We start from the raw sequence: 25,712 nt of genomic DNA, 5'->3' as shown, positions 1-25,712 counted from the left end.
AAAGGAATACCGCTTTTAGATATAGAAAATGGAAAAATAAAATATATCTTTGATATAAGGCAAACGGTAAGCGTTGATCACAACATTTCTGAGGTAAAATTATGGGAATATGATGGCAAAAAACATTTAAACTTACTAGATGAAATGATAGATAAGTTTAAAGAAAAAGATAGTAAGCTTCTATTAAGCCAAGAAGATAAAATTGCTGCCTTAGTAGAAAGTAATGTTAGAGGAAAATTCAATAAAATTTTAGAAAGTCTATCTGATGAAAGTTTAAAAAGCATTCAAAAGGTAGACCTTTTTAATTTGTTAAAAGAATCCGTAAAAATTTCCATAAGCGAGAGAATGGAGGTCTCATATCAGCTAAAAGAAGAAAACTTATCTTTACTGTCTAAAATATCAAGTTCGGACATAGACAAAGTATTAAGTATAAGTGCTAATATAAGTAAAGATATCTTACTTGATTTGGGAAGAGAAATAAAAAGATTAGAAATTCTAGAGAAAATTCAAGAAAGAAAAGATTTGGAGCAGACAAAAGAGCTTAAGGAGCGTTATAATAAATTAAGTTCTGATATAAACGGTAAAATAAATTTTAAAAAAGGAGGCTTGGAAGATGAAAGAGAAAGTAACATTGGCAGGCAAGGAATACCTCATGGAGGAGGGGATTTACACACCAATCGTCAAGGAGAATTCCTTCGAGAGACAGGGAGGGACATACAAGATGGAAGAATTGGAGGAAGGAATGGAAGTCCTAGTACCCAATATGGCAATTCCCAAGGAAATAGATTTAAAGAAACTCAACAGATGGGGAAGGATGAGATTGAACTTTCTCAAGGAGAACAAAGAAGAGGATTATCAGATAATGTATTTGCAAGGGACATTAATGGATCATCTTCTATCAAAGGAAAAAGAGATAGAGGACTTTATCACGAGGGAAGAAGTCAAAATGATGGAAACTTGGGGGCTGACAGAAGAACTGAAAGAAGAGGACTATCTGAAATATCTGAGATTGAAGAAGAACATGGATATGACCATACAAGAAATAGGGGAAAAGGAGATAATCTTAATCTAAAAAATGAGGAAGTAGAGTCTACTTCCTTTTTTTCTGCTAAAAATCAGGGAGAGCAAATATCCTTCTCAAATCCAATAAGTCAAAGAGAAATAGATACATTTTTAATACATGGAGGAAATCATGAAGATGGAAGACTAGGGGTAATAGCAGAATTTTCTAAGGGTAAATCTTTAGAAGAACAGGTAAACTTTTTGAAAGAAATATATAAGGGAGCTAATGGTCTTGAAATTGAAGGAAGAAAGATATCTGCATGGTTTGGAAAGGAAGGAGCAATTTTTAAAGATGGAGATGAGGCAAGGTATAGAGAAGGGCAAATAGTTTCTTGGAAAGACTTAGCCAATAATATTAATAATTTATTAGATAGAGGAGAATTTGCTAGCAATGTTGAGATTGTAGAAAGTGCGACATATGAAAGAGAAAAAATAGCAGAAACATTATTGTATTTAAAGAGAGATCTTACTGATGAAACTAAGGATAGATATCTATCGAGTCTTAATGATATAAAAGGAATAGGCTTCCAAGATGAAAAAGAAAATCTCGGAAAAAAACTTGAAGATAAAAATTTTATAAATAAACTCAGAAAAGAATACGAGGTATTTTTAGAAGAATATAAGATTAATCCTGATATTTTAAGATTTCATCATTATAAATTATCTAGAATCTACAATGATATCAGTGATCTAGAAATAGAAAGAAAATTATATAGGACAAATTTAAAGGATATTGCACCTATTCAGAGTTTCATAACACAAGATGAGATAGATGAAAACTTAAAAAGAGGAAGTGGGTTTTCTGATGGAAAGAAAAGAATATATGAATTTTTTACTAAAAAGCATGATTTGAAAGAACAAGCAGACTTCTTGAAAAATGAATATGGCGTAGGTGGAAGTTCTCATGCACTATCTGCTGCAAGAGAAAGTGGTGAGTGGCACGATGCGACGGGAATAAAATATAATAAAGGTAATGCAAAAGAAATACTACTATCTTGGTCTAATGTTGCAAGAAGAATTAATGACCTTATTAAAAAGAATAGATATATAGATGAAGAAAGTTTTGAAAAAAATAGGGAGAAAAAAACAGATCAGGAAATAAATAAAACAGAAAAAGAAATCCAGGAGTATATAAATTATCAAGATGATCTGCCTCCAACTGATAATGATGTATATATAGAAAGAACAAATAATAGTTCTATATATTATTATCAAGGACAGTCGGTAGCAAGTATAGGTGATGATGGAAAACTTATCATTTATGATGAATTTATACCAAACTTTTTAAAAGAAGAAATATATTCCATAGCCTTTGAAAAACAATTAGATATACCATTAGACCAGTTAGACGATGGAATTATTCTTGAGGGAATATATGACACTTTTTATATTAAAGAAAAGGAAGAAATAGACGGAAGAGAATATTACCTTTTAGAAAGTCAAAGTCGATATGATGATATTCCAAATATTGTAGTTAATTCTAACAAAGAAGTTATAGATGATGATATAGTAAATGGTTTTGAAGAATTTAAGGAATTTTATACTAATAAAAATAAAGAGAATATAGGTTTTGATTTAGATAGCCATATAAAAGATGATTATTGGATAATTGAGTTTAATGAGGGTTCAAGTCTAATAGAAAAAGATTATACAGGACAAAGGCTGACTAAAGAATTATTAGATGAAATAAGGGAAATAGATGAAAAGATAAGACTTCATAATAAGACCTTAGGAGAAGATGAGTATAGTCAGATGACTGATGAGTGGGAGGGGTATTCCAAATTCTATTTTAACCATATAGTAGATGGAGAAATAGTTGATCACTATAAGATGGACATAGGTGATGGAAATGAGATCAACCAAAGAGACTTTGAATTTCTTTATGAACAAATAGGAAAAAATCAGATAGAACTTAATCAAACTATAGAAGAAAATAAGATAGATGAAAAAATAATTTCCATAGACCAAATTGAAGATATACTTTTCGATGTATTAGTTAAGGATAAAGTTTTAGAAAATGAAATTATAAAGGCAAGAGATAACTTAGGAAATAATACTTTAGCAAGTTTTAATTCTGTATTTCAAAGAGAATATGCGAAAATCATGAGAGAAGTTGCCGATAAGCAGGAAAATCTTCCAGATGATATGAAGTCAATAGATAAGGTTAAAGAATTAGGCATTAGAATAGAACATAGATATAGAGAATATTTAAATAATTCACTTGAAAACAATATAGAAGATGATAAGGAGATACTCTCTATAAAAGTGGGAGATATAGTTAAAACAGAGGATAATAAATATTTAAAAATAAAAAATATTTCCAGTGGATATGATAATAACCATAATCAAATAACATATTATTCATATGATGCCTATTTTGATAAGGACTTAAAACTATTCTCACATTCCTTTAAAGAAAGCGATTTGAAAGCTTTAGAAGTATTAAGAAATGAAGTAGAAGAAAAATTAACAAAAGAGATTGTAGAAGATAAAATAGCAGTAAAAGTAGGAATTTATTACGCTTTAGTAGATAAAGAGAAAAGAAAGGATATAGAACTAGAAGAGACAGGAATTAGAGTTTATCCAAGAAAGGAAAACTCACAAGGAAAGATCTATACTTTATATAAAGGGAAATCTTTTGAAGATAGCAGAAAAATAGACAGTTTGTTTGATGAAATTACTGCCAAGATGAAAGAATCAAACCTTACAAATTTAAATGATGTATTAGAATTGGAAAGGGAAGGTTTATTTGAAATTACTGATGATAAAGTTACAAAATTTGAGGAAGGCTATGATATAGATGTTCAAAGCTTTAATCAACAATTTCCAGATTATTATAATGATATATATGTTTTTAATAAAAATCTTGAAATCAATGGAGCATATCAAAATTTAGCACATATAAATGAAGAAAATAAAATTACTTTTAATATAAATTTATCGCAAGAAGAAAAATCCAAAATTGAAGAAATAAGAGATAAGAAACAAGTTCTTTCCAAGTTAATAGGTAAGGATATCAAAGAAAAAAGAGAATACTATTTTGATCCTCAAAATGAAGAATACTTACTACTGTCAAAGAAAATAGAAGATGGATTATTAAAAAAACCAGAAAATATTATAGATGGAAAAGAAGGGTATAAGGTAGAGCTAATCTTAGATGTTAAGGGGAAATCTCTTAAACAAAATTTACGATATAATGGGTATATTTTAAATTCTAATCAAGCTATAAAATATAAAAGTTATAAGGACATATTAAGTAACTTACCTTATTTACTTGATGACAAACATAGAGAAGTGCTTTTAAATGGATATTTAAATCAGCAAATAGAAAATGATAGAACAAGGCAAGAAGAAAATCCATTTAAAGAAGGTATGAGTGTTAGATACAAAGGAAAAGAATACACTATAACCGCCATTAACGATAATACAAGTCCTAAAACTATAGAACTAGAAGATAGCACAGGACTAATGAATGGTTTTATTACCGGAAGTGAAACAATTCTTTTTAATGATTACAAAAATCTTGATTTAGAAGTATATAAATCTAGTGAAAAAGAAAAACAATCTATTGATAAAGGGAAACTAGTAGAACAAATCAGCTTTGAAGATATTGACAATAATAACGAAGAAGAAGTTAAAAAAGACAAAAAGACTGATAGAGAAAATATAGAAGGGGTTTCTGAAGTTTCTTTAGAAAACTATAAAATTATTAATGAAGAAGAAAACCTACTACCTTCACAGAGATTAAAAAACAACATTGAAGCTATAAATGTCTTAAAGGCTTTAGAAAAAGAAAATAGAAGTGCAAGAAAAGATGAACAGGAAATTTTAGCAAAGTATGTAAGCTGGGGAGGACTTGCTGATGTATTTGACGAAGAAAAGGAAGGTCAGTGGCTTGATGCGAGAAATTTCTTAAAAGAAAATTTAACTGGGGAAGAATATAATAGAGCAAGAGAATCGACCTTAACAGCTTTTTATACGCCGAAAGTAGTTATAGACTCTATCTATGAAACTCTTTCTAATTTTGGATTTAAAAAAGGGAACATCTTAGAACCAAGTGCTGGGATAGGAAGATTTATAGGAAGTCTACCTGAAGAAATGAATGAGTCAGACTTTTATGGAGTAGAGTTAGATAGGATTAGTGGTAAAATTGCTAAACACTTATATCCTAATGCTAAAATACAAGTTAAAGGCTTTGAAGATACAAATTTTTCCAATAATTTATTTGATGTTGCCATAGGAAATATTCCTTTTGGAGAATTTAAAGTAGCAGATCGTGAGTATGAAAGAAATAATTTTCTTATTCACGATTATTTTTTTGCTAAAACTTTAGATAAGGTTAGGGATGGAGGCATCATTGCCTTTATAACATCTTCAGGAACAATGGATAAAAAAAGTGAAGATGTTAGAAGATATATATCGGAAAGGGCAGAGTTCCTAGGAGCAATAAGACTACCAAATACTACATTTAAAGGGGTAGCTGGAACAGAAGTAACTTCAGATATAATCTTTTTAAAAAAGAGAGATAGGCTATTAAAGCTAGATGAAGACTGGGTAAAGCTAGACAAAGATGCAAAAGGACTAATATATAATAAATACTTTGTAGATAATCCTCAGATGGTAATAGGGACTATGGAAGAAATACCGTCAAGATTTGGGACAAGCCTTGCATGTATTGAAAATAAAGATATTTCTTTAGAAGAAGGACTAAAAAAAGCCATTAAAAATATTCAAGGTATGTATGAAGAAGCTCAAATAAATGATGATTTAGGAGAAGAAACAATACCAGCTGATGATAGTGTTAAAAACTATTCTTTTGCTTTAGTGGATGATGAAATATATTTTAGAGAAAATTCAATTATGCAAAGAATATCCTTAAACCAAAAGGATAAAGATAAGGTAAAAGAATATTTAAGATTAAATGAAAGTCTAAGGAAAGTTATAACCTATCAAAGAGAAGACTATTCAGATGAAGAGATAAAAAAAGAACAAGAAAATCTAAATAAATTCTACGATGATTTCAATAGCAAACATGGAAGACTAAATTCAAAAACCAATAAAAAGTTATTTAGAGAAGATGCCAATTTTTCTTTAATTTCAACTTTGGAAAAATTAGATAAAGAAGGCAACTTTATAGGAAAATCTGACATCTTTAACAAGAGAACTATAAAAAAAGCTGTAATAATAGATCATACAGATAGGGCAATAGATGCTCTGGTACTCTCTATTAGTCAAAAAGGTAAAATAAATTTTGATTATATGGAAGAATTGACAGGAAAAACAAGAGATAAATTAATAGAAGAATTAAAGGGAGAAATATTTTTAAATTTAGATTCCTTTGAACCTAATGATATAAATCCATTTAAGTCTGCTAATGAGCTAGGAGATTTTTCAAGACCTTACGTAAGTGCTGATGAATACTTGTCAGGAAATATAAGAGATAAAATTGAAGTTGTAGACTCTTATATTAAAAACATCGAAAAAGAGTTAGGAAAGGAAGAAAATCTAGAGGATAGTAAACTCTTAAAAAAAGAATTAGAAGAGTTACATTTTCAAAAAGCAAAGCTAGTGGAAGTAATGCCTAAAGCACTAGATGCAAGTGAGATTACAGTTAGAATGGGTGCAACATGGATACCGGAACAAGATTACAAAAAATTTATGTTTGATTTGTTGAAAACACCAGTTTCATCAAGGTGGAATATAGATATTAAGTATTCTGACTTTACAGGAGAATATAGAGTTGAAGGAAAAAGCTCTGATAGGGACAATGACCTTGCTTCTTTTACCTATGGTACAAATAGGGTAAATGCCTACAAATTGATAGAAGATACTTTAAATTTAAGAGATACTAAGGTATTTGACCAAGTAGAAGACAGTGATGGAAAGAAAAAATCTGTGCTTAATCAAAAAGAAACAATGCTTGCAAGAAGTAAGCAAGAGATGATAAAAGAAGAATTTAAAAGCTGGATATTTGATGATGTGGAAAGAAGAAATAGATTAGTAGAAGATTATAACGAAAGATTCAATTCCATAAGACAAAGGGAATATGATGGATCTAATCTTACTTTTGAAGGAATGAATCCTGAAATAGAATTAAGAGCACATCAAAAAGATGCCATAGCAAGAGGTTTGTTTGGTGGAAATACTTTACTTGCCCATGAAGTAGGAGCAGGAAAAACCTTTGAAATGATAGGTATAGCCATGGAGTCAAAAAGACTTGGTATGAGTAATAAGTCAATGTTTGTTGTTCCTAACCACATTGTAGAGCAATTTGGAAGAGAATTTAATGAACTTTATCCAGGAGCTAATGTATTATGTGCTACAGAAAAAGATTTTACACCAGATAGAAGAAAAAGATTTTGTAGTCGTATTGCTACAGGAAGTTTTGATGCTGTTATTATAGGGCACAGTCAATTTGAAAAAATTCCTATATCAAAAGAAAGACAAGAATATGAATTGCAAGGTCAAATTGATGAAATCATTGACTATATAGATGAATATAAGAGAGAAAGGGATCAAAGATTTACTGTAAAGCAATTAGAAAAAACAAAGAAAAAATTAGAGACAAAGTTAGAAAAACTAAATGCTGATTATAAGAAAGATGACGTTGTAACCTTTGAGGAACTGGGAGTAGATAAGTTATTTGTAGATGAAGCCCACGCATACAAAAACCTCTATCTATTTTCTAAAATGAGGAATGTAGCAGGAATTACTTCTACAGATTCACAAAAATCATCAGATATGCTTATGAAATGCCGCTATATGGATGAAATAACTAATAATAAAGGATTAGTATTTGCCACAGGTACACCAGTAAGCAACAGTATGGCTGAACTTTATACCATGCAGAGATATTTACAGTATGATGAATTAAAAAAGATGAAATTGCAACATTTCGATTCTTGGGCGTCTACTTTTGGAGAAACAATAACGGCAATAGAATTAAATCCTGAGGGTAATGGTTATAGGAGCAAAACCAGATTTGCAAAATTTTATAATCTTCCTGAACTTATGAATACTGTAAAAGGATTTATGGATATTAAAACAGTTGATGTTTTAAATCTTCCTACACCAATTGCCCATTATGAAACTATAAAAACAAAGCCTACCGAAGAACAAAAAGAAATTCTTGAAACTTTTTCCGAGAGAGCAGATAAGGTTCGTGATAAGCAGGTAGATTCAAGTGTTGATAATATGCTATTAATAACAAATGATGGGAAGAAGATGGCGTTAGATCAAAGATTAATCAATCCTTTACTTCCTGATGATCCTAATAGTAAGGTAAATACCTGTATAAAAAATGTATTTAGCATTTGGAATAAATATAAAGATAAAAAATCTGCTCAATTAATATTTTGTGATATGTCTACACCAAGTAGTGATTTTAATATCTATGATGATATTAAAACAAAACTTATAGAAATGGGAGTACCTGAAAATGAAATAGAATTTATTCATAAGGCAAAAAACAATATGGAAAAAGACGCTATCTTTGATAAGGTAAGAAAGGGAGAAATAAGAGTCTTACTTGGTTCAACACAGAAAATGGGAGCAGGTACTAATGCCCAAGACAAACTAATTGCAATTCACGATCTTGATATACCATGGAGACCTGCTGATCTTTCTCAAAGAGCAGGCAGGATTGTGAGGCAGGGAAATGAGAATAAGGAAGTCCATATATTTAGATATGTAACAGAAAATACTTTTGATGCCTACCTATTCCAAACCTTAGAGAATAAACAAAAATATATTTCCCAAATTATGACTTCAAAGACACCTGTAAGAGTTGCAGAAGATGTAGACGAAGCCACATTAAACTATGCCGAAATCAAAGCTCTTGCAACAGGAAATCCATTAATAAAGGAGAAGATGGACCTTGATGTTGAAGTTTCTAAACTTAAAATGCTAGAGTCCAATTTTAAATCAAATCTTTACAAGCTGGAAGATAAAGTAGTTAAATTTTATCCAAAGGAAATAGAAAGATTAAAAGAAAGGATAGAGAACTTAAAGGAAGATATTAAAAATGTTGAGCCTTATAGAGATGTAGATAAAAATTTAAAAGAAGATAATAAATTTACCTCTCTAATTATTGACGGAAAGAAGTATATAGATAAGAAAATAGCTGGAGAGTTTTTGTTGAACAAAATTAAGGGAGTTAAAATATATAGGGAAATGGATAAAGATGGAGAAAAAATAGGTGAATATAGAAATTTTGACTTATCCATAAAATATGATTCTTTTTTCAATAAATATAACTTTATATTAAAAGGTAAGGGAGAATATATAGGAGAGTTTGGAACAGATGAAATAGGTAATATAACAAGAATGGATAATGTATTAGATAAATTACCAGAAAGATTAGAAAATACAATTTCAAAACTAAAAGATACAGAAGAGCAATTTCAAACAGCCAAAATTGAAATACAAAAGACATTTCCACAAGCTGAACTTTTAAAGGATAAGACACTAAGACTTGCAGAAGTAAATAATTTACTAGATATGGGAAAAAGTGAAGATATAAGCCAAGATAATCCATTACTAGAAGAAGTAAAGGAAGAATTGATAGACTTCCTTAACAGAGAATATGATGAAGAAAACAGGTTAGAGGACTTTGATACTATATTTCCTGACTTAACAGATATAGGAATAGCTTATACAACTACACCAGATGAAAAACATGAAATACAAGTAAGTTTAGATTTAATAAATTACAAGATGAACACCTATGTAGATAAGAACTTAATTGACAGTTTTCAATACACCTATGATCCCTTAGATGCAAGTGATTTAAAAGAGTTAGTACAGATAAAGACATCTATTGGATTTTGGGACTTTAGTGAGCTTGTATCAGTAAATGAAGAAAAATTGAGAGAAGTAATGGGACTTGAGATAGATGATGATGGCAACTTCTATGATCCACTATCTAAAGATATGGATTTAGACGGAATAATAGATAGAAATGATGCTGATTTTAGAGATAGTAAAGTGCAGGAAATAGGAGATTTTGAAAGGAAAGAAAAAACATCTATTATGGATAAATTAAAGGAATATAAGGGGAATTTAGCAGCAAATAATAATATAAAAGAAATAAATAATAGTGAACCATGTGGCAGATAAAGCTTTAAATGAGATTATTAGAGGACAAAAAATATGGAATTTGATAGAGATATATTTAATGAATTTATTCGAGAAAATTTTTCTTTTGATGGTAATACTCAGAGAATAATCAACAATATAGTTGAATATGGAATTAAAAATTTTGCCGATTCAGAAGATAAATTAGTTGAATTTATTCAGACTACAATTGATGATCCAACAGTTGAAGAAATAAAACAATTTATTATTAGTGACGGAAATGAAGAAGAAATAAAAGATTTAACAGATAAGAAAGATAAAAATAGAAATGGAGGAATAAAAATGAATATAAAAAAGGGAAATGTAATTGAAACTGAATTTGGAGACACTATGGTATTGGATGTGAAAGATAATCAAGCTACCTTATTTGACGGGAAGCAATTTATTTTAGCCACAAGAGTAGAGTTTAACAAAGAAAGTGGAAAGTATGAATGGGATTCTGTTAGATACGCAAGTGATATAAAAACAATAGCAAATATGGGAAATACAAATTTTGAAAGCATGAAAAATACAATAGATTTTTTAGCAGAATATAATCATAAAGAATTTGTAAAAGGTATTATATCTCTTGAAACAGGAGTAGAAAATGAAAATGTTCTTAATAATGCCTATGATAATTATATGAACGATTCAGTTATGGGTCTTATTGATGAAAAGTTTATTGAATATATAGATGAAGAAGAGTTAAAAGAAAACTTAGAAGCTAATCAAGAACAAGGAGATAAAGAAATGAAAGATATAGATAATAAAGAAAAGGATACATTAAATATAGATGGAAATATAGCAACTGATATAGAAATTAAAGATTTAAAATCAAAAGATGGGAGGGACTTTAAAGTAGCCTCCTTTTCTATTGCTGAAAATGACAAGGAAGGAAATGCAAAATTCATCAGTTGCTACGCCTATAATGACAAAATCAATCAAGTAAAAAATTTGAAAAAAGGAGATTTTGTACACCTATTTGGCAAAGAAAAGAAAAGTATGGGAAAGGATAATAAGGAATACACAAGTCTGAAAGTATACTCTGCAAAGTTATTAAAAGCTAAAGAGCATACTAAAGCAAAAGCGTCAACAATAGGGAAATTAAAGGAATTTAAGGATAAAGGGGATATGAAAGTGGATGAAAAGAAGAAAAAGGATAATAGCATAGAAAGGTAAAAGATTATAGGGGGCAGTTTTTAGTCTGCCTCCTGTATTTTTTTATTGGTTGTCTTTAAGGGAAAATGATGGGTTATATTGAAAAAATATCAGCCACATCCTATCAGGAGGGCTGATACACAAAATTTTACACAGTCTCCCCTAAACAAAACTTTTCAAACTACTGGAGAAGCTGATACACCAGATCCTTACTTATACAATTCATTATAAATATACTTATCAGTATTCTTTCTTAATTGGGTCAATTCATTTATCAATATATTCTCGTTGGCGTAGTCATCCATAAGAATATCTTTTTTATTTTTGTATTTATCATATAATTTTGACAACTCTTTTATACTTAGATTTTTATATTGACACTTTTCTAAAGTATTTATTGCTTTTTCATATGCGATAATTTGAGGCTTATATTCACTATAAAAATCTTTATCATTTGTGTTTTCTTTATAGGTTTTATAGATAACCTTATTTATTTTTATAGTATTAATGTCTTCAATAACTGCGTATATTTCGCTCATAACTTTTTCTATATCCTTAATCTTATTTAGGATTTCTTGCCTATTAACTGCCTCTTCTTGGAGTTTATTTTCCAAATCCATACTAGATGATAGACCGTATTTTCTAAGCTGATTTAAGGTCTTCGCCATAGTATTCATATTATGTTTTCTAGCCCATATTTCATAACCTTTAGAAGATTTAACCTTTTCATTGCTTTCTATGTCTATTATATTATCAAATTTCTTATAAGATTTCTTAGCATAATATACTTCACTATTTTTGTAATTTTCATTTACCTTATTTTCAATTCTTTCTTTTATTTTCTCTTTTGTATAATCTTTTCCAAGAGTAGTTTCTCTCGCACGAATGAATCGCCCTTTTTCTCCTTGTTTTTTATGCCTGAAAGAAAGATATTTTCCAAGTTTAATTTCATAGCCATATTCTTCCATAAGCTTTAAGAAATTCTCATAGCTATTTGCTTTATTAATAGTATGATCAATAGCGATTTGAAGTTTATGTTTCCAGGATTTTCCTTTCTTAAATTCAATATATTCTTTGTAGGATTTACCATTGGTTTTATACTTTTCCTTAAATTTTACATAATCTTCATCTATAACTGATAGCTTATACTTTCTACATAAATTATCACTATGATTTCTAATTTGGTGATAAGTTTTTTTGTTACTTTGATATGCTTTACCAGTCTCAAAAGAAACATTATTAAATAGTATATGGTTGTGAATATGTCCCTTATCTATATGGGTAGTAAGAACATATTCATACTTTCCTTTTAAGATTTTTTCGCATAGTTCTATTCCTATTTGATGAGCCTCTTCAGCAGTAGTTTCTCCGGGGAAAAAAGATTGAATTAAATGTCTTGCCAAAACTTTTGCTTTAGAATTACATTCTATTTTTGTTTGTTCAAATTCTAAATGAGCAGTTATAGGGTTACAGTTTAGGGAGGAAATTAGAATTTTTCCATCTGTTTTATCACTATTCATAATATAATCAAGTGCTGCTTTTAAAGTGGATTTTATAGGATGAATTTTAGTAATTGCCATTATTCTTTCTCAGTATTTATGCTATTAGAATTAGTAAGAGAGTATATTTTTTTACGTATAGAGAAAATATCTTTTGCCTGATTTTCTAATAAGATTTTTAAATCTTCTACATCATCTTTATATATAATTGATGTAGTATTTACCCTTTTAGTAATTTGATTTATATTATTTGAAGTACGACTTATATTTGTTGACATTTCACGAAAGACATCCATATCTAATACATAAATATCTTTTTCTAAAATACATTTCATAATAAATTGCCTAAGAGTTTTACACTTAGATGCTTTATATTTTTCATTTAACAATTCTAACTCCTCATCAGATAACATTAAATAGATTCCGTTATTCCTAAATCTACTTGTCATAATTTAACCTCCTCGTATATTATAGTTGTAGTAATAAAATACTACATTTTGTTCTCAATCCCTCTTTATTATGGGATAATAATTGTATATATAGAGCTCGTAGTAAACCTCATTGAAGTTCGTCTACCTAATAAATTTATTAATAGAAATAAAAAAGAAAAACCTGTAAATTCAAGTAGGATTACTTGACTTACAGGTTTAATTTATTCTATATATTTCGTCTGGAAATCTCCTGATTTAAATTTTTATCATTCATATTGTATCACTTTTTGAGGGAATATTCAAGTTTACGTTGGGGCTATTATAAGCGTTTGTTGCTGAATTTAATTATTATAAATCTAGGGGTTTGGGGATATTCCCCAACAAGTAAAATGGGAAAAAATAAGTGATATAATCGTAGTATTCTTATTTCATTTTTAGTAAGTGCATATGCACTTACTGTGCTTGCTATTTTTGCTATTTTTGTTTAATAAAAATAGCATAAAAATCTAGTTATCCGCATAAAAACTGGACTTATCACACTTTATCAAGGTCAAAACCACTCAATTTACTACTAATTTACTACTTATGAATGAGCTTTGATACGACGATTTATCCTTGAAAAGTGAAGATATAAAGATACTTCCAATAAAATTTGAATATTTAATAGGTAGACACTTCAAAAAATGAGGTGTCTATTTTTTTACCCGATTTTGAAAGGAAGTGAACTTATGAAAACAAAAAATCAAGAATCAAAAGGTCGTTCCCCACTCTTTAAGACCATCAAACATTCATTCAGCCAATAAAAAAGAAAGGATAGGTAAAAATATGGAACTTAAATTTGTGATTCCCAACATGGAAAAAACATTCGGCAATTTAGAATTTGCTGGCGAGGATAAAGTCGTTCAGCGAAGAATCAACGGACGGCTAACTGTCTTATCAAGAAGCTATAATCTCTATTCTGATGTTCAAAGAGCAGATGATATTGTGGTGGTGCTTCCTGCTGAAGCTGGCGAAAAACATTTCGGCTTTGAGGAACGTGTGAAGTTAGTCAATCCACGTATTACCGCAGAGGGCTACAAAATCGGCACTCGTGGTTTTACAAATTACCTTTTACATGCTGACGACATGATAAAAGAATAAAGAAAGAGAGGAAAAATGATGAGATTAGCAAATGGCATTGTATTAGATAAAGACACGACTTTTGGAGAATTGAAATTCTCTGCTCTACGTCGTGAAGTGAGAATCCAAAATGAAGACGGGTCGGTTTCAGATGAAATCAAGGAACGTACCTATGACTTAAAATCCAAAGGACAAGGACGCATGATTCAAGTAAGTATTCCTGCCAGCGTGCCTTTGAAAGAGTTTGATTATAACGCACGGGTGGAACTTATCAATCCCATTGCGGACACCGTTGCTACTGCCACCTATCAAGGAGCAGATGTTGACTGGTATATCAAGGCAGACGATATTGTGCTGACAAAGGATTCTAGTTCATTCAAAGCTCAACCACAAGCAAAGAAAGAACCGACACAAGACAAATAGTCGCTAGGTAGAAAGGAGACTTTTTCGCATGAAACAGCGTGGTAAAAGGATTCGCCCATCTGGTAAAGATTTAGTCTTTCATTTTACGATAGCGTCACTCCTGCCTGTTTTCCTGCTGGTTGTCGGACTGTTTCATGTGAAGACAATCCAGCAGATCAACTGGCAGGATTTTAACCTATCACAAGCAGATAAGATTGACATTCCCTATTTAATTATCAGTTTCAGTGTCGCAATTCTTATCTGCTTGCTGGTAGCGTTTGTATTCAAACGGGTTCGCTATGATACGGTTAAACAACTTTACCACCGTCAAAAACTGGCAAAGATGATACTTGAAAACAAGTGGTATGAATCTGAACAGGTCAAAACAGAGGGTTTCTTTAAAGATAGTGCTGGTCGTACAAAGGAAAAGATAACCTACTTCCCTAAAATGTATTATCGACTTAAAAATGGCTTGATACAGATACGGGTGGAAATCACGCTGGGAAAATATCAAGACCAACTCTTACACTTGGAAAAGAAATTAGAGAGTGGCTTGTACTGTGAGCTGACGGATAAAGAGTTAAAGGATTCCTATGTGGAATATACTTTGCTCTATGACACCATAGCCAGTCGTATTTCTATTGATGAAGTAGAAGCTAAAGATGGTAAACTTCGCTTAATGAAAAACGTATGGTGGGAATATGATAAGCTCCCTCATATGTTGATTGCTGGTGGTACAGGTGGCGGTAAAACTTACTTTATACTGACACTGATTGAAGCCTTGCTTCATACAGATTCAAAACTGTATATTCTTGACCCGAAAAATGCTGATCTTGCGGACTTAGGTTCTGTGATGGCAAATGTCTACTATAGAAAAGAAGACTTGCTTTCTTGCATTGAAACATTCTATGAAGAAATGATGAAACGTAGTGAGGAAATGAAGCAGATGAAGAACTATAAGACTGGCAAAAATTATGCTTACTTAGGTCTCCCGGCACACTTCTTAATCTTTGATGAATACGTCGCTTTCATGGAAATGCTGGGAACAAAAGAAAACACCGCAGTTATGAATAAGCTGAAACAGATTGTCATGTTAGGTCGTCAAGCTGGCTTCTTTCTAATACTGGCTTGTCAACGTCCAGACGCAAAATATTTAGGCGACGGAATCCGTGATCAGTTTAATTTCAGAGTGGCTTTAGGTCGTATGTCTGAAATGGGCTATGGCATGATGTTTGGCAGTGACGTACAAAAGGATTTCTTCTTAAAGCGAATCAAAGGTCGTGGCTATGTTGATGTAGGAACAAGTGTCATATCAGAGTTTTATACTCCCCTTGTACCAAAAGGATATGATTTCTTGGAGGAAATTAAAAAGTTATCCAACAGCAGACAGTCCACGCAGGCGACGTGCGAAGCGGAAGTCGCAGGTGTGGACTGATCTTGCTGGCTGGTGTGGCAATAGCCACGCCAGCACTTAACCCCCCGTATCTAACAGGGGGGTACAAATCGACAGGAAACAGTCAAAAAAACATTAGAAAATCCTTTGGTTACAAGGGATTTACAAAATTTCAGCGTATGTCAAATGGGCTTTAAAAGTTGACATACGCCTTTTTGATTGGAGGGATTTTTACTGAATGAACAAACTTGGTTACAGCATTTAAAAGAAAAACGCTTGGCTTATGGACTATCTCAAAACCGTTTAGCTGTTGCGACTGGTATTACAAGGCAGTATCTAAGCGATATTGAAACAGGAAAAGTCAAGCCATCAGAGGATTTACAGCAGTCCCTTTGGGAAGCTCTGGAACGCTTCAATCCCGACGCTCCCCTTGAAATGCTGTTTGATTATGTAAGAATTCGCTTTCCGACAACAGACGTACAGCAGGTGGTCGAAAACATCTTACAACTGAAACTGTCCTATTTTCTTCATGAGGACTATGGTTTCTATTCTTATTCAGAGCATTATGCTTTAGGCGACATATTCGTCCTTTGCTCCCATGAACTGGACAAAGGAGTTCTGGTGGAATTGAAAGGTCGTGGGTGCAGACAATTTGAAAGCTATCTTCTGGCACAACAAAGAAGCTGGTATGAGTTCTTTATGGACGTTTTGGTGGCTGGCGGTGTGATGAAACGCCTTGACCTTGCCATTAACGATAAGACAGGGATTTTAAATATCCCTGTACTCACTGAAAAGTGCCAACAGGAAGAATGTATCTCCGTCTTCCGCAGTTTTAAAAGCTATCGCAGTGGCGAACTGGTACGCAAAGAGGAAAAGGAATGTATGGGAAACACCCTCTATATCGGTTCATTACAAAGTGAAGTTTATTTCTGTATCTATGAAAAGGACTACGAGCAGTACAAGAAAAATGATATTCCCATTGAAGACGCAGAAGTAAAAAACCGTTTTGAGATTCGATTGAAAAATGAGCGTGCCTATTATGCAGTCCGTGATTTACTCGTCTATGACAATCCAGAGCATACCGCCTTTAAAATTATCAATCGGTATATCCGTTTTGTAGATAAAGACGATTCCAAACCTCGTTCTGATTGGAAACTGAATGAAGAATGGGCTTGGTTTATTGGGAACAATCGTGAACGATTAAAACTAACCACAAAACCAGAGCCTTACTCCTTCCAAAGGACGCTGAACTGGCTATCTCATCAAGTTGCCCCGACCTTAAAGGTTGCGATTAAACTTGATGAAATCAACCAGACGCAGGTTGTAAAAGACATTCTCGACCATGCGAAACTGACAGACCGACACAAGCAGATTTTGAAGCAACAGTCAGTAAAAGAACAGGACGTGATAACAACAAAAAAATAACTCAAATACAAATTCATTGAATATAGAGAGGAGAACATTTTTATGAATTTTGGACAAAACCTTTATAACTGGTTTCTATCAAACGCTCAATCACTGGTGCTTTTAGCAATCGTTGTGATTGGCTTGTATCTTGGCTTCAAGCGTGAGTTTAGCAAACTGATTGGCTTTTTAATTATTGCGATTATTGCGGTTGGCTTAGTCTTCAACGCTGCTGGAGTAAAAGACATTTTACTAGAGCTATTCAATCGCATTATTGGTGCTTAAATAAAACCGTTCTTTTGTGGAATATAAGTGGTTTTCTTATGTTCCGCAAAGGAATGGTACACCAAACGAAGTGCGGTAGGGATTTTTGAATCTCTACAAAGAAAGGACGTGAATATATGGACGATATGCAAGTCTATATTGCGAATTTAGGCAAATACAATGAGGGCGAATTGGTCGGTGCGTGGTTTACCTTTCCCATTGACTTTGAGGAAGTCAAAGAGAAAATCGGCTTGAATGATGAATATGAGGAATACGCCATTCATGACTACGAGTTACCCTTTACGGTTGACGAATACACTTCCATTGGCGAACTCAATCGACTATGGGAAATGGTATCGGAATTACCCGAAGAATTACAATCGGAGCTATATGCTCTGCTCACTCATTTTTCAAGCATTGAAGAACTAAGCGAACATCAAGAGGATATTATCATTCATTCCGATTGTGATGATATGTATGACGTGGCACGCTACTACATTGAAGAAACGGGTGCTTTAGGCGAAGTACCAGCTAGTCTTCAAAACTATATTGATTATCAAGCCTATGGTCGGGATTTAGACCTTTCAGGAACGTTTATCTCAACCAATCATGGGATTTTTGAAATCGTCTATTAAATCTGTCGGTACATTACTACTGGCAGATTTTCTATTTTACGGGGTGGCTCAATCAGCTACCCCTATTTTTTATGAAAGGATTGATTACATGAAGAAAATACGAAGCTATACCAGTATCTGGTCTGTGGAAAAGGTACTGTATTCTATCAATGATTTTAGACTTCCGTTTCCCATAACCTTTACGCAAATGACATGGTTTGTCGTGTCACTCTTTGCAGTGATGATACTTGGCAACTTGCCCCCTCTTTCCATGATAGAGGGAGCATTTCTCAAATACTTTGGGATTCCTGTGGCTTTCACATGGTTTATGTCTACAAAAACTTTTGATGGTAAAAAGCCTTATGGATTTTTGAAGTCTGTCATTGCTTATGCACTGCGACCAAAGCTGACCTATGCAGGAAAAAAAGTAACGCTTGGCAGAAACCAGCCACAAGAAGCCATTACAGCAGTTAGGAGTGAATTTTATGGCATATCCAATTAAATACATTGAAAACAATCTCGTCTGGAATAAAGACGGGGAATGTTATGCTTACTATGAGCTTGTTCCTTACAATTACTCATTTCTAAGTCCAGAACAGAAAATACAAGTGCATGATTCTTTCAGACAGCTTATCGCACAAAATCGTGATGGCAAAATTCATGCTTTACAAATCAGTACAGAATCCAGCATACGTTCTGCACAAGAGCGTTCCAAAAATGAAGTCACTGGCAAGCTCAAAGCGGTTGCCTATGACAAAATCGACCAACAGACAGACGCTTTAATATCCATGATTGGCGAAAATCAAGTGAACTACCGTTTCTTTATCGGCTTTAAGTTGCTTCTCAACGATCAGGAGTTTTCTATGAAAAGTCTTACCGTTGAAGCAAAAAATGCTTTGTCTGATTTTGTCTATGATGTGAACCATAAGCTGATGGGCGATTTTGTTAGTATGAGTAATGATGAAATCCTGCGTTTTCAGAAGATGGAAAAGCTCTTAGAAAATAAAATCTCTCGTCGTTTCAAAATCCGCAGGTTAGATAAGGACGACTTCGGCTATCTGATTGAACACCTTTACGGACAGACAGGCACTGCCTATGAAGAGTATGAGTACCATCTATCAAAGAAAAAGCTGGATAATGAAACGCTGATTAAATACTATGACTTGATTAAGCCTACTCGCTGTTTGGTGGAAGAAAAACAGCGATATTTGAAAATCCAGCAGGAAGATGAAACCGTCTATGTAGCTTACTTTACCATTAACAGCATTGTCGGAGAACTGGACTTCCCGTCCTCTGAAATCTTCTACTACCAGCAACAGCAATTTACATTCCCGATTGATACGTCAATGAATGTGGAAATTGTAGCGAATCGTAAAGCCCTATCTACTGTCCGCAATAAAAAGAAAGAACTGAAAGACTTGGATAACCACGCTTGGCAAAGTGATAATGAAACCAGCTCCAATGTGGCGGAAGCTCTGGAAAGTGTGAATGAGCTGGAAACCAATTTAGACCAAAGCAAGGAATCTATGTACAAGCTGTCTTATGTGGTAAGGGTATCAGCAAATGATCTTGACGAACTCAAACGTCGTTGTAATGAAGTGAAAGATTTTTATGACGATTTAAGCGTAAAACTGGTACGACCATTTGGGGATATGCTCGGCTTACATGAAGAATTTTTACCTGCCAGCAAGCGTTATATGAATGATTATATTCAATACGTGACCTCTGATTTCCTCGCTGGTTTAGGTTTTGGTGCTACTCAAATGCTGGGGGAAAATGAGGGGATTTATGTTGGCTACAGCTTAGATACTGGACGCAATGTCTATCTGAAACCTGCTCTTGCCAGTCAAGGGGTTAAGGGTTCAGTAACCAATGCGTTAGCGTCGGCTTTTGTTGGTTCGCTGGGTGGTGGTAAATCCTTTGCGAATAACCTTATCGTCTATTATGCGGTGCTTTATGGGGCACAAGCAGTGATTGTAGACCCAAAAGCAGAACGTGGCAGATGGAAAGAAACCTTGCCAGAGATTTCCCATGAAATCAATATCGTCACTCTGACTTCTGATGAGAAAAACAAAGGCTTACTTGACCCTTATGTGATTATGAAAAATCCCAAAGATTCTGAATCACTGGCTATTGATATTCTGACATTCCTTACGGGGATTTCCTCTCGTGATGGGGAACGCTTCCCAATCCTTAGAAAAGCCATTCGTGCAGTAACCAATAGTGAAGTACGAGGGTTGATGAAAGTGATTGAGGAATTACGGGTTGAGAATACGCCACTAAGTACCAGTATAGCCGACCATATCGAAAGTTTTACAGACTATGACTTTGCACATTTATTATTCAGTAATGGTTATGTGGAGCAGTCTATCAGCTTAGAAAAACAACTGAACATTATACAGGTTGCGGACTTGGTACTTCCCGACAAGGAAACTTCCTTTGAGGAATATACCACTATGGAGCTTTTATCCGTTGCTATGCTGATTGTCATTAGTACCTTTGCTTTAGACTTTATCCATACAGACCGAAGCATTTTCAAGATTGTAGATTTAGACGAAGCATGGAGCTTTTTACAGGTAGCACAAGGAAAAACACTATCTATGAAGCTGGTTCGGGCTGGTCGTGCTATGAACGCTGGGGTATATTTCGTGACCCAAAATACAGACGACCTCTTAGATGAAAAACTGAAAAATAACCTCGGCTTAAAATTTGCATTTCGTTCCACTGACCTTAACGAGATTAAAAAGACCTTAGCCTTTTTTGGTGTAGACCCAGAGGACGAAAACAATCAGAAGCGATTGCGTGATTTGGAAAACGGGCAATGCCTTATCAGTGATTTATATGGTCGTGTCGGTGTGATACAGTTCCACCCTGTATTTGAAGAACTGCTCCATGCCTTTGATACCAGACCACCTGTGCGAAAAGAGGTGTAAATGTGAAACCATCAATAGTAAACAGAATAAAATCAAACTGGACGCTGAAACGTCTAGGTAAAGTGGCAATGACAGTGGCTTTCACACTTGTGATTGCCATTTTTCTTTTAGCCATGCTGGGAACGGTGGTTCAAGCTGCGGGCTTGGTAGATGATACGGTCAATGTGGCAAATGAATACAGCCGATACCCACTTGAAAACTATCAACTGGATTTTTATGTGGATAATAGCTGGGGCTGGCTTCCGTGGAACTGGTCGGACGGGATTGGAAAACAGGTCATGTATGGACTATATGCCATTACCAATTTTATTTGGACAATCAGTTTGTATGTTTCCAATGCGACAGGTTACTTAGTACAGGAAGCCTATTCCTTAGACTTCATTTCCGCTACAGCAGATTCCATTGGTAAGAATATGCAGACCTTAGCTGGTGTGAGTGCAAACGGATTTTCAACAGAGGGTTTCTATGTTGGATTCCTCTTACTCTTGATTTTGGTTCTTGGGGTTTATGTTGCCTATACGGGACTGATAAAGAGAGAAACCACAAAGGCAATTCATGCCATTATGAATTTTGTGCTGGTGTTTATCCTATCGGCTTCCTTTATTGCCTACGCTCCCGACTACATTAAAAAAATCAATGACTTTTCATCAGACATCAGTAATGCCAGTTTATCACTTGGCACGAAGATTGTCATGCCCCATTCCGATAGTCAAGGCAAGGACAGCGTGGACTTAATCAGAGATAGCCTGTTTTCCATACAGGTTCAGCAACCGTGGCTACTGCTTCAATACAACAGTTCAGACATTGAAAGTATCGGTATTGACCGTGTGGAAAGCCTGCTCTCCACCAGCCCAGATTCCAACAATGGCGAAGACAGAGAAAAAATTGTTGCGGAAGAAATTGAAGACAGAAGCAATACCAATCTAACCATTACAAAGACCATTAACCGTTTAGGTACAGTCTTCTTCCTATTTGTCTTCAATATTGGGATTTCCATATTTGTATTCCTATTAACAGGAATCATGATTTTCTCGCAGGTACTTTTTATCATCTATGCTATGTTTCTGCCTGTGAGCTTTATTTTAAGCATGATTCCATCATTTGATGGTATGTCAAAACGAGCCATAACAAAGCTCTTTAATACCATTTTGACACGAGCTGGAATCACATTGATTATTACGACAGCATTTAGTATTTCAACCATGCTCTATACCTTATCGGCTGGTTATCCGTTCTTTTTGATTGCTTTTCTACAGATTGTGACCTTTGCAGGAATCTACTTCAAGCTGGGCGATTTAATGAGTATGTTTTCTCTACAGAGTAACGATTCTCAAAGTGTGGGAAGTCGTGTGATGAGAAAACCTCGTATGCTTATGCACGCTCACATGCACCGTCTACAGCGGAAACTTGGACGTTCCATGACTACTCTAGGGGCTGGGTCTGCCATTGTTACAGGTAAAAAAGGACAGTCGGGTTCGGGGAGTTCTGCAAGGACACAAGCAGATCACTCCCGACCAGACGGAAAGGAAAAATCAACACTTGGAAAACGTATCGGTCAAACCATCGGTACAGTAGCTGATACCAAAGACAGAATGGTAGACACTGCTAGTGGTTTGAAAGAACAGGTTAAAGATTTGCCGACCAATGCAAGATATGCAGTATATCAAGGAAAATCCAAAGTAAAAGAGAATGTCCGTGATTTAACCAGTAGTATTTCTCAAACCAAAGCGGACAGAGCCAGTGGACGCAAGGAACAGCAGGAACAAAGGCGAAAAACCATTGCGAAGCGTCGCTCTGAAATGGAACAGGTCAAACAGAAAAAACAGCCTGCTTCTTCTGTTCATGAAAGACCGACTACAAGACAAGAACAATATCATGATGAACAGACCTCAAAACAGTCTAATATTCAGACTTCATATAAGGAATCTCAACAAGCCAAACAAGAGCGTCCAGCAGTTAAGTCCGATTTTTCAAGTCCAAAAGTGGAACGCCAAGGCAATACCGTTCAAGAAAAAACCGTTCAAAAGCCAGCAACTTCAACCACTACAGCAGATAGAACTTCACAACGTCCAATCACAAAAGAACGTCCGTCTACTGTTCAAAGAGTACCACTACAAAATACAAGAAGTAGACCACCAATCAAAACCGCCACCATTAAGAAAGTCGGTAAGAAACCATGAAGTTGAAAACTTTAGTGATTGGTGGTTCTGGATTATTCTTGATGGTCTTCTCACTGCTTCTGTTTGTTGCCATTTTATTTTCAGATGAACAGGACAGCGGAATTTCCAATATTCATTATGGAGGTGTGAATGTTTCCGCAGAAGTGCTGGCTCATAAGCCTATGGTAGAAAAATATGCCAAAGAATATGGCGTTGAAGAATATGTCAACATACTTCTTGCGATTATACAGGTGGAATCGGGCGGTACTGCGGAAGATGTTATGCAGTCCTCGGAATCCCTCGGTCTTCCACCTAATTCATTGAGTACAGAAGAATCCATTAAGCAAGGTGTGAAGTATTTCAGTGAATTATTAGCCAGTAGCGAAAGGCTCAGTGTAGATTTAGAATCGGTTATCCAGTCCTACAATTATGGTGGTGGTTTCTTAGGGTATGTGGCTAATCGTGGAAATAAATATACCTTTGAACTGGCTCAAAGTTTCTCAAAAGAGTATTCAGGTGGCGAAAAAGTGTCTTACCCCAATCCCATAGCCATACCTATCAATGGGGGCTGGCGATACAACTATGGCAATATGTTTTATGTGCAACTGGTAACGCAGTATCTTGTCACAACAGAGTTTGATGATGATACGGTACAAGCCATCATGGACGAAGCACTGAAATATGAGGGCTGGCGATACGTTTACGGTGGAGCTTCCCCGACTACTTCTTTTGATTGTAGCGGACTGACACAATGGACGTATGGAAAAGCTGGAATTAACTTACCACGAACCGCACAACAGCAATATGATGTGACCCAGCATATCCCACTATCGGAAGCACAAGCTGGCGATTTGGTTTTCTTTCATTCTACCTATAACGCTGGCTCTTATATTACTCATGTTGGGATATACCTTGGCAATAACCGTATGTTTCATGCAGGCGACCCAATCGGTTATGCCGACTTAACAAGCCCCTACTGGCAACAGCATTTAGTGGGAGCAGGACGAATCAAACAATGAGAAAGGAAGATTTAATGATGAAATTTAGAAAAAATCAGAATAAAGAAAAACAGATACCAAAGGAAAAGAAACCTCGTGTCTATAAGGTCAATCCTCATAAAAAGGTTGTGATTGCCTTGTGGGTACTTTTAGGGCTTAGTTTCAGCTTTGCGATATTCAAGCACTTTACAGCTATAGATACTCATACTATTCACGAAACAACTATCATAGAAAAGGAATACGTTGATACTCATCATGTAGAAAATTTTGTAGAGAACTTTGCGAAAGTCTACTATTCATGGGAGCAATCCGATAAGTCCATTGATAATCGAATGGAAAGTCTAAAAGGCTATCTGACAGATGAACTTCAAGCTCTCAATGTTGATACAGTACGCAAAGATATTCCTGTATCGTCTTCTGTAAGAGGATTTCAGATATGGACGGTAGAGCCAACTGGCGACAATGAGTTTAATGTAACCTACAGTGTAGACCAGCTCATTACAGAGGGAGAAAATACAAAGACCGTCCACTCTGCTTATATAGTGAGTGTCTATGTAGATGGTTCTGGAAATATGGTACTGGTTAAGAATCCGACCATTACCAACATACCTAAGAAATCAAGTTATAAACCAAAAGCCATTGAAAGTGAGGGGACGGTTGATTCCATTACAACCAATGAAATCAATGAGTTTTTAACGACGTTCTTCAAGCTCTATCCTACAGCGACAGCCAGTGAACTTTCCTACTATGTGAATGACGGGATATTAAAACCAATCGGAAAAGAGTACATCTTTCAAGAACTGGTAAATCCTATTCACAATCGTAAGGATAATCAAGTCACGGTATCGCTGACAGTGGAGTATATCGACCAGCAGACCAAAGCAACGCAGGTATCTCAATTTGATTTGGTACTTGAAAAGAACGGGAGTAATTGGAAGATTGTAAAATAACAAATATTGGTACATGATTACAGATACTTTGTAATCATGTACTCTTTTTGATAAAAAATTGGAGATTCCTTTACAAATATGCTCTTACGTGCTATTATTTAAGTGACTATTTAAAAGGAGTTAATAAATATGCGGCAAGGTATTCTTAAATAAACTGTCAATTTGATAGCGGGAACAAATAATTAGATGTCCTTTTTTAGGAGGGCTTAGTT

General features: G+C 34.2%; 16 protein-coding genes. 14 read left to right on the top strand and 2 right to left on the bottom strand.

Translation table 11 applies throughout. The features are described 5' to 3' along the window. Positions 1-613 precede the first annotated feature (613 nt). Genes BQ7474_RS11110 through BQ7474_RS07980 form a run of 3 tightly spaced genes read left to right on the top strand, consistent with a single transcriptional unit; the run spans position 614 to position 11,355 of the window. On the top strand, positions 614-1,072 hold the full coding sequence (locus BQ7474_RS11110) for a TnpV protein (RefSeq protein ID WP_407922703.1): 459 nt from the start codon (positions 614-616) through the stop codon (positions 1,070-1,072). Continuing rightward, positions 958-10,179, top strand: coding sequence for a helicase-related protein (locus tag BQ7474_RS07985; RefSeq protein WP_407922702.1), 9,222 nt, complete (start codon positions 958-960; stop codon positions 10,177-10,179). Before BQ7474_RS11110 ends, BQ7474_RS07985 begins: the two co-directional genes overlap by 115 nt. Before the next feature lie 33 nt (positions 10,180-10,212). Then, positions 10,213-11,355, top strand: coding sequence for a single-stranded DNA-binding protein (locus BQ7474_RS07980; RefSeq protein WP_073998363.1), 1,143 nt, complete (start codon positions 10,213-10,215; stop codon positions 11,353-11,355). A 188-nt stretch (positions 11,356-11,543) separates the two neighbouring features. Here the strand turns inward: BQ7474_RS07980 and BQ7474_RS07975 are convergent, their stop codons facing one another. Beyond that, positions 11,544-12,914: a relaxase/mobilization nuclease domain-containing protein gene (locus BQ7474_RS07975; protein ID WP_073998362.1), complete on the bottom strand. Its 1,371-nt coding sequence runs from the start codon at positions 12,912-12,914 to the stop codon at positions 11,544-11,546. Then, positions 12,914-13,282, bottom strand: coding sequence for a plasmid mobilization protein (locus BQ7474_RS07970; protein ID WP_019107245.1), 369 nt, complete (start codon positions 13,280-13,282; stop codon positions 12,914-12,916). Before BQ7474_RS07970 ends, BQ7474_RS07975 begins: the two co-directional genes overlap by 1 nt. 807 nt (positions 13,283-14,089) lie before the next feature. On the opposite strand from BQ7474_RS07970, the gene BQ7474_RS07960 reads away from it, so the two are divergent. The 11 genes from BQ7474_RS07960 to BQ7474_RS07905 all read left to right on the top strand — a co-directional run bounded on the left by BQ7474_RS07960 (position 14,090) and on the right by BQ7474_RS07905 (position 25,500). Beyond that, complete coding sequence (locus tag BQ7474_RS07960; RefSeq protein WP_000420682.1) at positions 14,090-14,404, top strand: YdcP family protein; 315 nt, start codon at positions 14,090-14,092, stop codon at positions 14,402-14,404. An 18-nt stretch (positions 14,405-14,422) separates the two neighbouring features. After that, positions 14,423-14,806 carry a YdcP family protein gene (locus tag BQ7474_RS07955; RefSeq protein ID WP_001234286.1) on the top strand — a complete coding sequence of 128 codons (384 nt, stop codon included), beginning with the start codon at positions 14,423-14,425 and terminating at the stop codon, positions 14,804-14,806. 28 nt (positions 14,807-14,834) lie between these two features. Next, a complete protein-coding gene (locus BQ7474_RS07950) occupies positions 14,835-16,220 on the top strand; it encodes an FtsK/SpoIIIE domain-containing protein (protein WP_000813488.1) in 1,386 nt (461 codons plus the stop codon). A gap of 177 nt (positions 16,221-16,397) precedes the next feature. Next, the gene (mobT, locus tag BQ7474_RS07940; protein WP_000398284.1) at positions 16,398-17,603 is read left to right on the top strand and encodes a MobT family relaxase; all 1,206 of its coding nucleotides are present in this window, start codon (positions 16,398-16,400) and stop codon (positions 17,601-17,603) included. 42 nt (positions 17,604-17,645) lie between these two features. Continuing rightward, the gene (locus tag BQ7474_RS07935; protein WP_001009056.1) at positions 17,646-17,867 is read left to right on the top strand and encodes a hypothetical protein; all 222 of its coding nucleotides are present in this window, start codon (positions 17,646-17,648) and stop codon (positions 17,865-17,867) included. A gap of 116 nt (positions 17,868-17,983) precedes the next feature. Beyond that, a complete protein-coding gene (locus tag BQ7474_RS07930) occupies positions 17,984-18,481 on the top strand; it encodes an antirestriction protein ArdA (RefSeq protein WP_073998360.1) in 498 nt (165 codons plus the stop codon). Positions 18,482-18,569: 88 nt separating this feature from the next. Continuing rightward, positions 18,570-18,962: a conjugal transfer protein gene (locus BQ7474_RS07925; RefSeq protein WP_000723888.1), complete on the top strand. Its 393-nt coding sequence runs from the start codon at positions 18,570-18,572 to the stop codon at positions 18,960-18,962. Further along, positions 18,946-21,393, top strand: a complete 2,448-nt coding sequence (gene tcpF / locus BQ7474_RS07920; RefSeq protein ID WP_000331160.1) for a conjugal transfer ATPase TcpF — start codon at positions 18,946-18,948, stop codon at positions 21,391-21,393. The genes BQ7474_RS07925 and tcpF overlap by 17 nt, the downstream gene beginning before the upstream one ends. Before the next feature lie 2 nt (positions 21,394-21,395). Further along, the gene (locus BQ7474_RS07915; protein ID WP_000804748.1) at positions 21,396-23,573 is read left to right on the top strand and encodes a CD3337/EF1877 family mobilome membrane protein; all 2,178 of its coding nucleotides are present in this window, start codon (positions 21,396-21,398) and stop codon (positions 23,571-23,573) included. Next, a complete protein-coding gene (locus BQ7474_RS07910) occupies positions 23,570-24,571 on the top strand; it encodes a bifunctional lytic transglycosylase/C40 family peptidase (RefSeq protein WP_000769868.1) in 1,002 nt (333 codons plus the stop codon). Before BQ7474_RS07915 ends, BQ7474_RS07910 begins: the two co-directional genes overlap by 4 nt. Further along, positions 24,568-25,500 carry a conjugal transfer protein gene (locus BQ7474_RS07905; protein WP_001224319.1) on the top strand — a complete coding sequence of 311 codons (933 nt, stop codon included), beginning with the start codon at positions 24,568-24,570 and terminating at the stop codon, positions 25,498-25,500. The genes BQ7474_RS07910 and BQ7474_RS07905 overlap by 4 nt, the downstream gene beginning before the upstream one ends. Positions 25,501-25,712: the final 212 nt, after the last annotated feature.

The sequence above is a fragment of the Anaerococcus urinomassiliensis genome (assembly GCF_900128425.1).
Taxonomy (GTDB): Bacteria; Bacillota; Clostridia; order Tissierellales; family Peptoniphilaceae; genus Anaerococcus; species Anaerococcus urinomassiliensis.
The sequence above is the reverse complement of the archived record's forward strand: the minus strand, read 5'-3'. Positions and strand labels throughout refer to the sequence as shown.

What these genes read in the sequence shown, in the direction of transcription:
- BQ7474_RS07950 (WP_000813488.1), top strand. Translation starts at nt 14,835, where the DNA reads ATGAAACAGCGTGGTAAAAGGATTCGCCCATCTGGTAAAGATTTAGTC.
- BQ7474_RS07935 (WP_001009056.1), top strand. Translation starts at nt 17,646, where the DNA reads ATGAATTTTGGACAAAACCTTTATAACTGGTTTCTATCAAACGCTCAA.
- BQ7474_RS07970 (WP_019107245.1), bottom strand. Translation starts at nt 13,282, where the DNA reads ATGACAAGTAGATTTAGGAATAACGGAATCTATTTAATGTTATCTGAT.
- BQ7474_RS07975 (WP_073998362.1), bottom strand. Translation starts at nt 12,914, where the DNA reads ATGGCAATTACTAAAATTCATCCTATAAAATCCACTTTAAAAGCAGCA.
- BQ7474_RS07910 (WP_000769868.1), top strand. Translation starts at nt 23,570, where the DNA reads ATGAAGTTGAAAACTTTAGTGATTGGTGGTTCTGGATTATTCTTGATG.
- BQ7474_RS07925 (WP_000723888.1), top strand. Translation starts at nt 18,570, where the DNA reads ATGAAGAAAATACGAAGCTATACCAGTATCTGGTCTGTGGAAAAGGTA.
- tcpF (WP_000331160.1), top strand. Translation starts at nt 18,946, where the DNA reads ATGGCATATCCAATTAAATACATTGAAAACAATCTCGTCTGGAATAAA.
- BQ7474_RS07980 (WP_073998363.1), top strand. Translation starts at nt 10,213, where the DNA reads ATGGAATTTGATAGAGATATATTTAATGAATTTATTCGAGAAAATTTT.
- BQ7474_RS11110 (WP_407922703.1), top strand. Translation starts at nt 614, where the DNA reads ATGAAAGAGAAAGTAACATTGGCAGGCAAGGAATACCTCATGGAGGAG.
- BQ7474_RS07905 (WP_001224319.1), top strand. Translation starts at nt 24,568, where the DNA reads ATGAGAAAGGAAGATTTAATGATGAAATTTAGAAAAAATCAGAATAAA.
- BQ7474_RS07930 (WP_073998360.1), top strand. Translation starts at nt 17,984, where the DNA reads ATGGACGATATGCAAGTCTATATTGCGAATTTAGGCAAATACAATGAG.
- BQ7474_RS07960 (WP_000420682.1), top strand. Translation starts at nt 14,090, where the DNA reads ATGGAACTTAAATTTGTGATTCCCAACATGGAAAAAACATTCGGCAAT.
- BQ7474_RS07955 (WP_001234286.1), top strand. Translation starts at nt 14,423, where the DNA reads ATGAGATTAGCAAATGGCATTGTATTAGATAAAGACACGACTTTTGGA.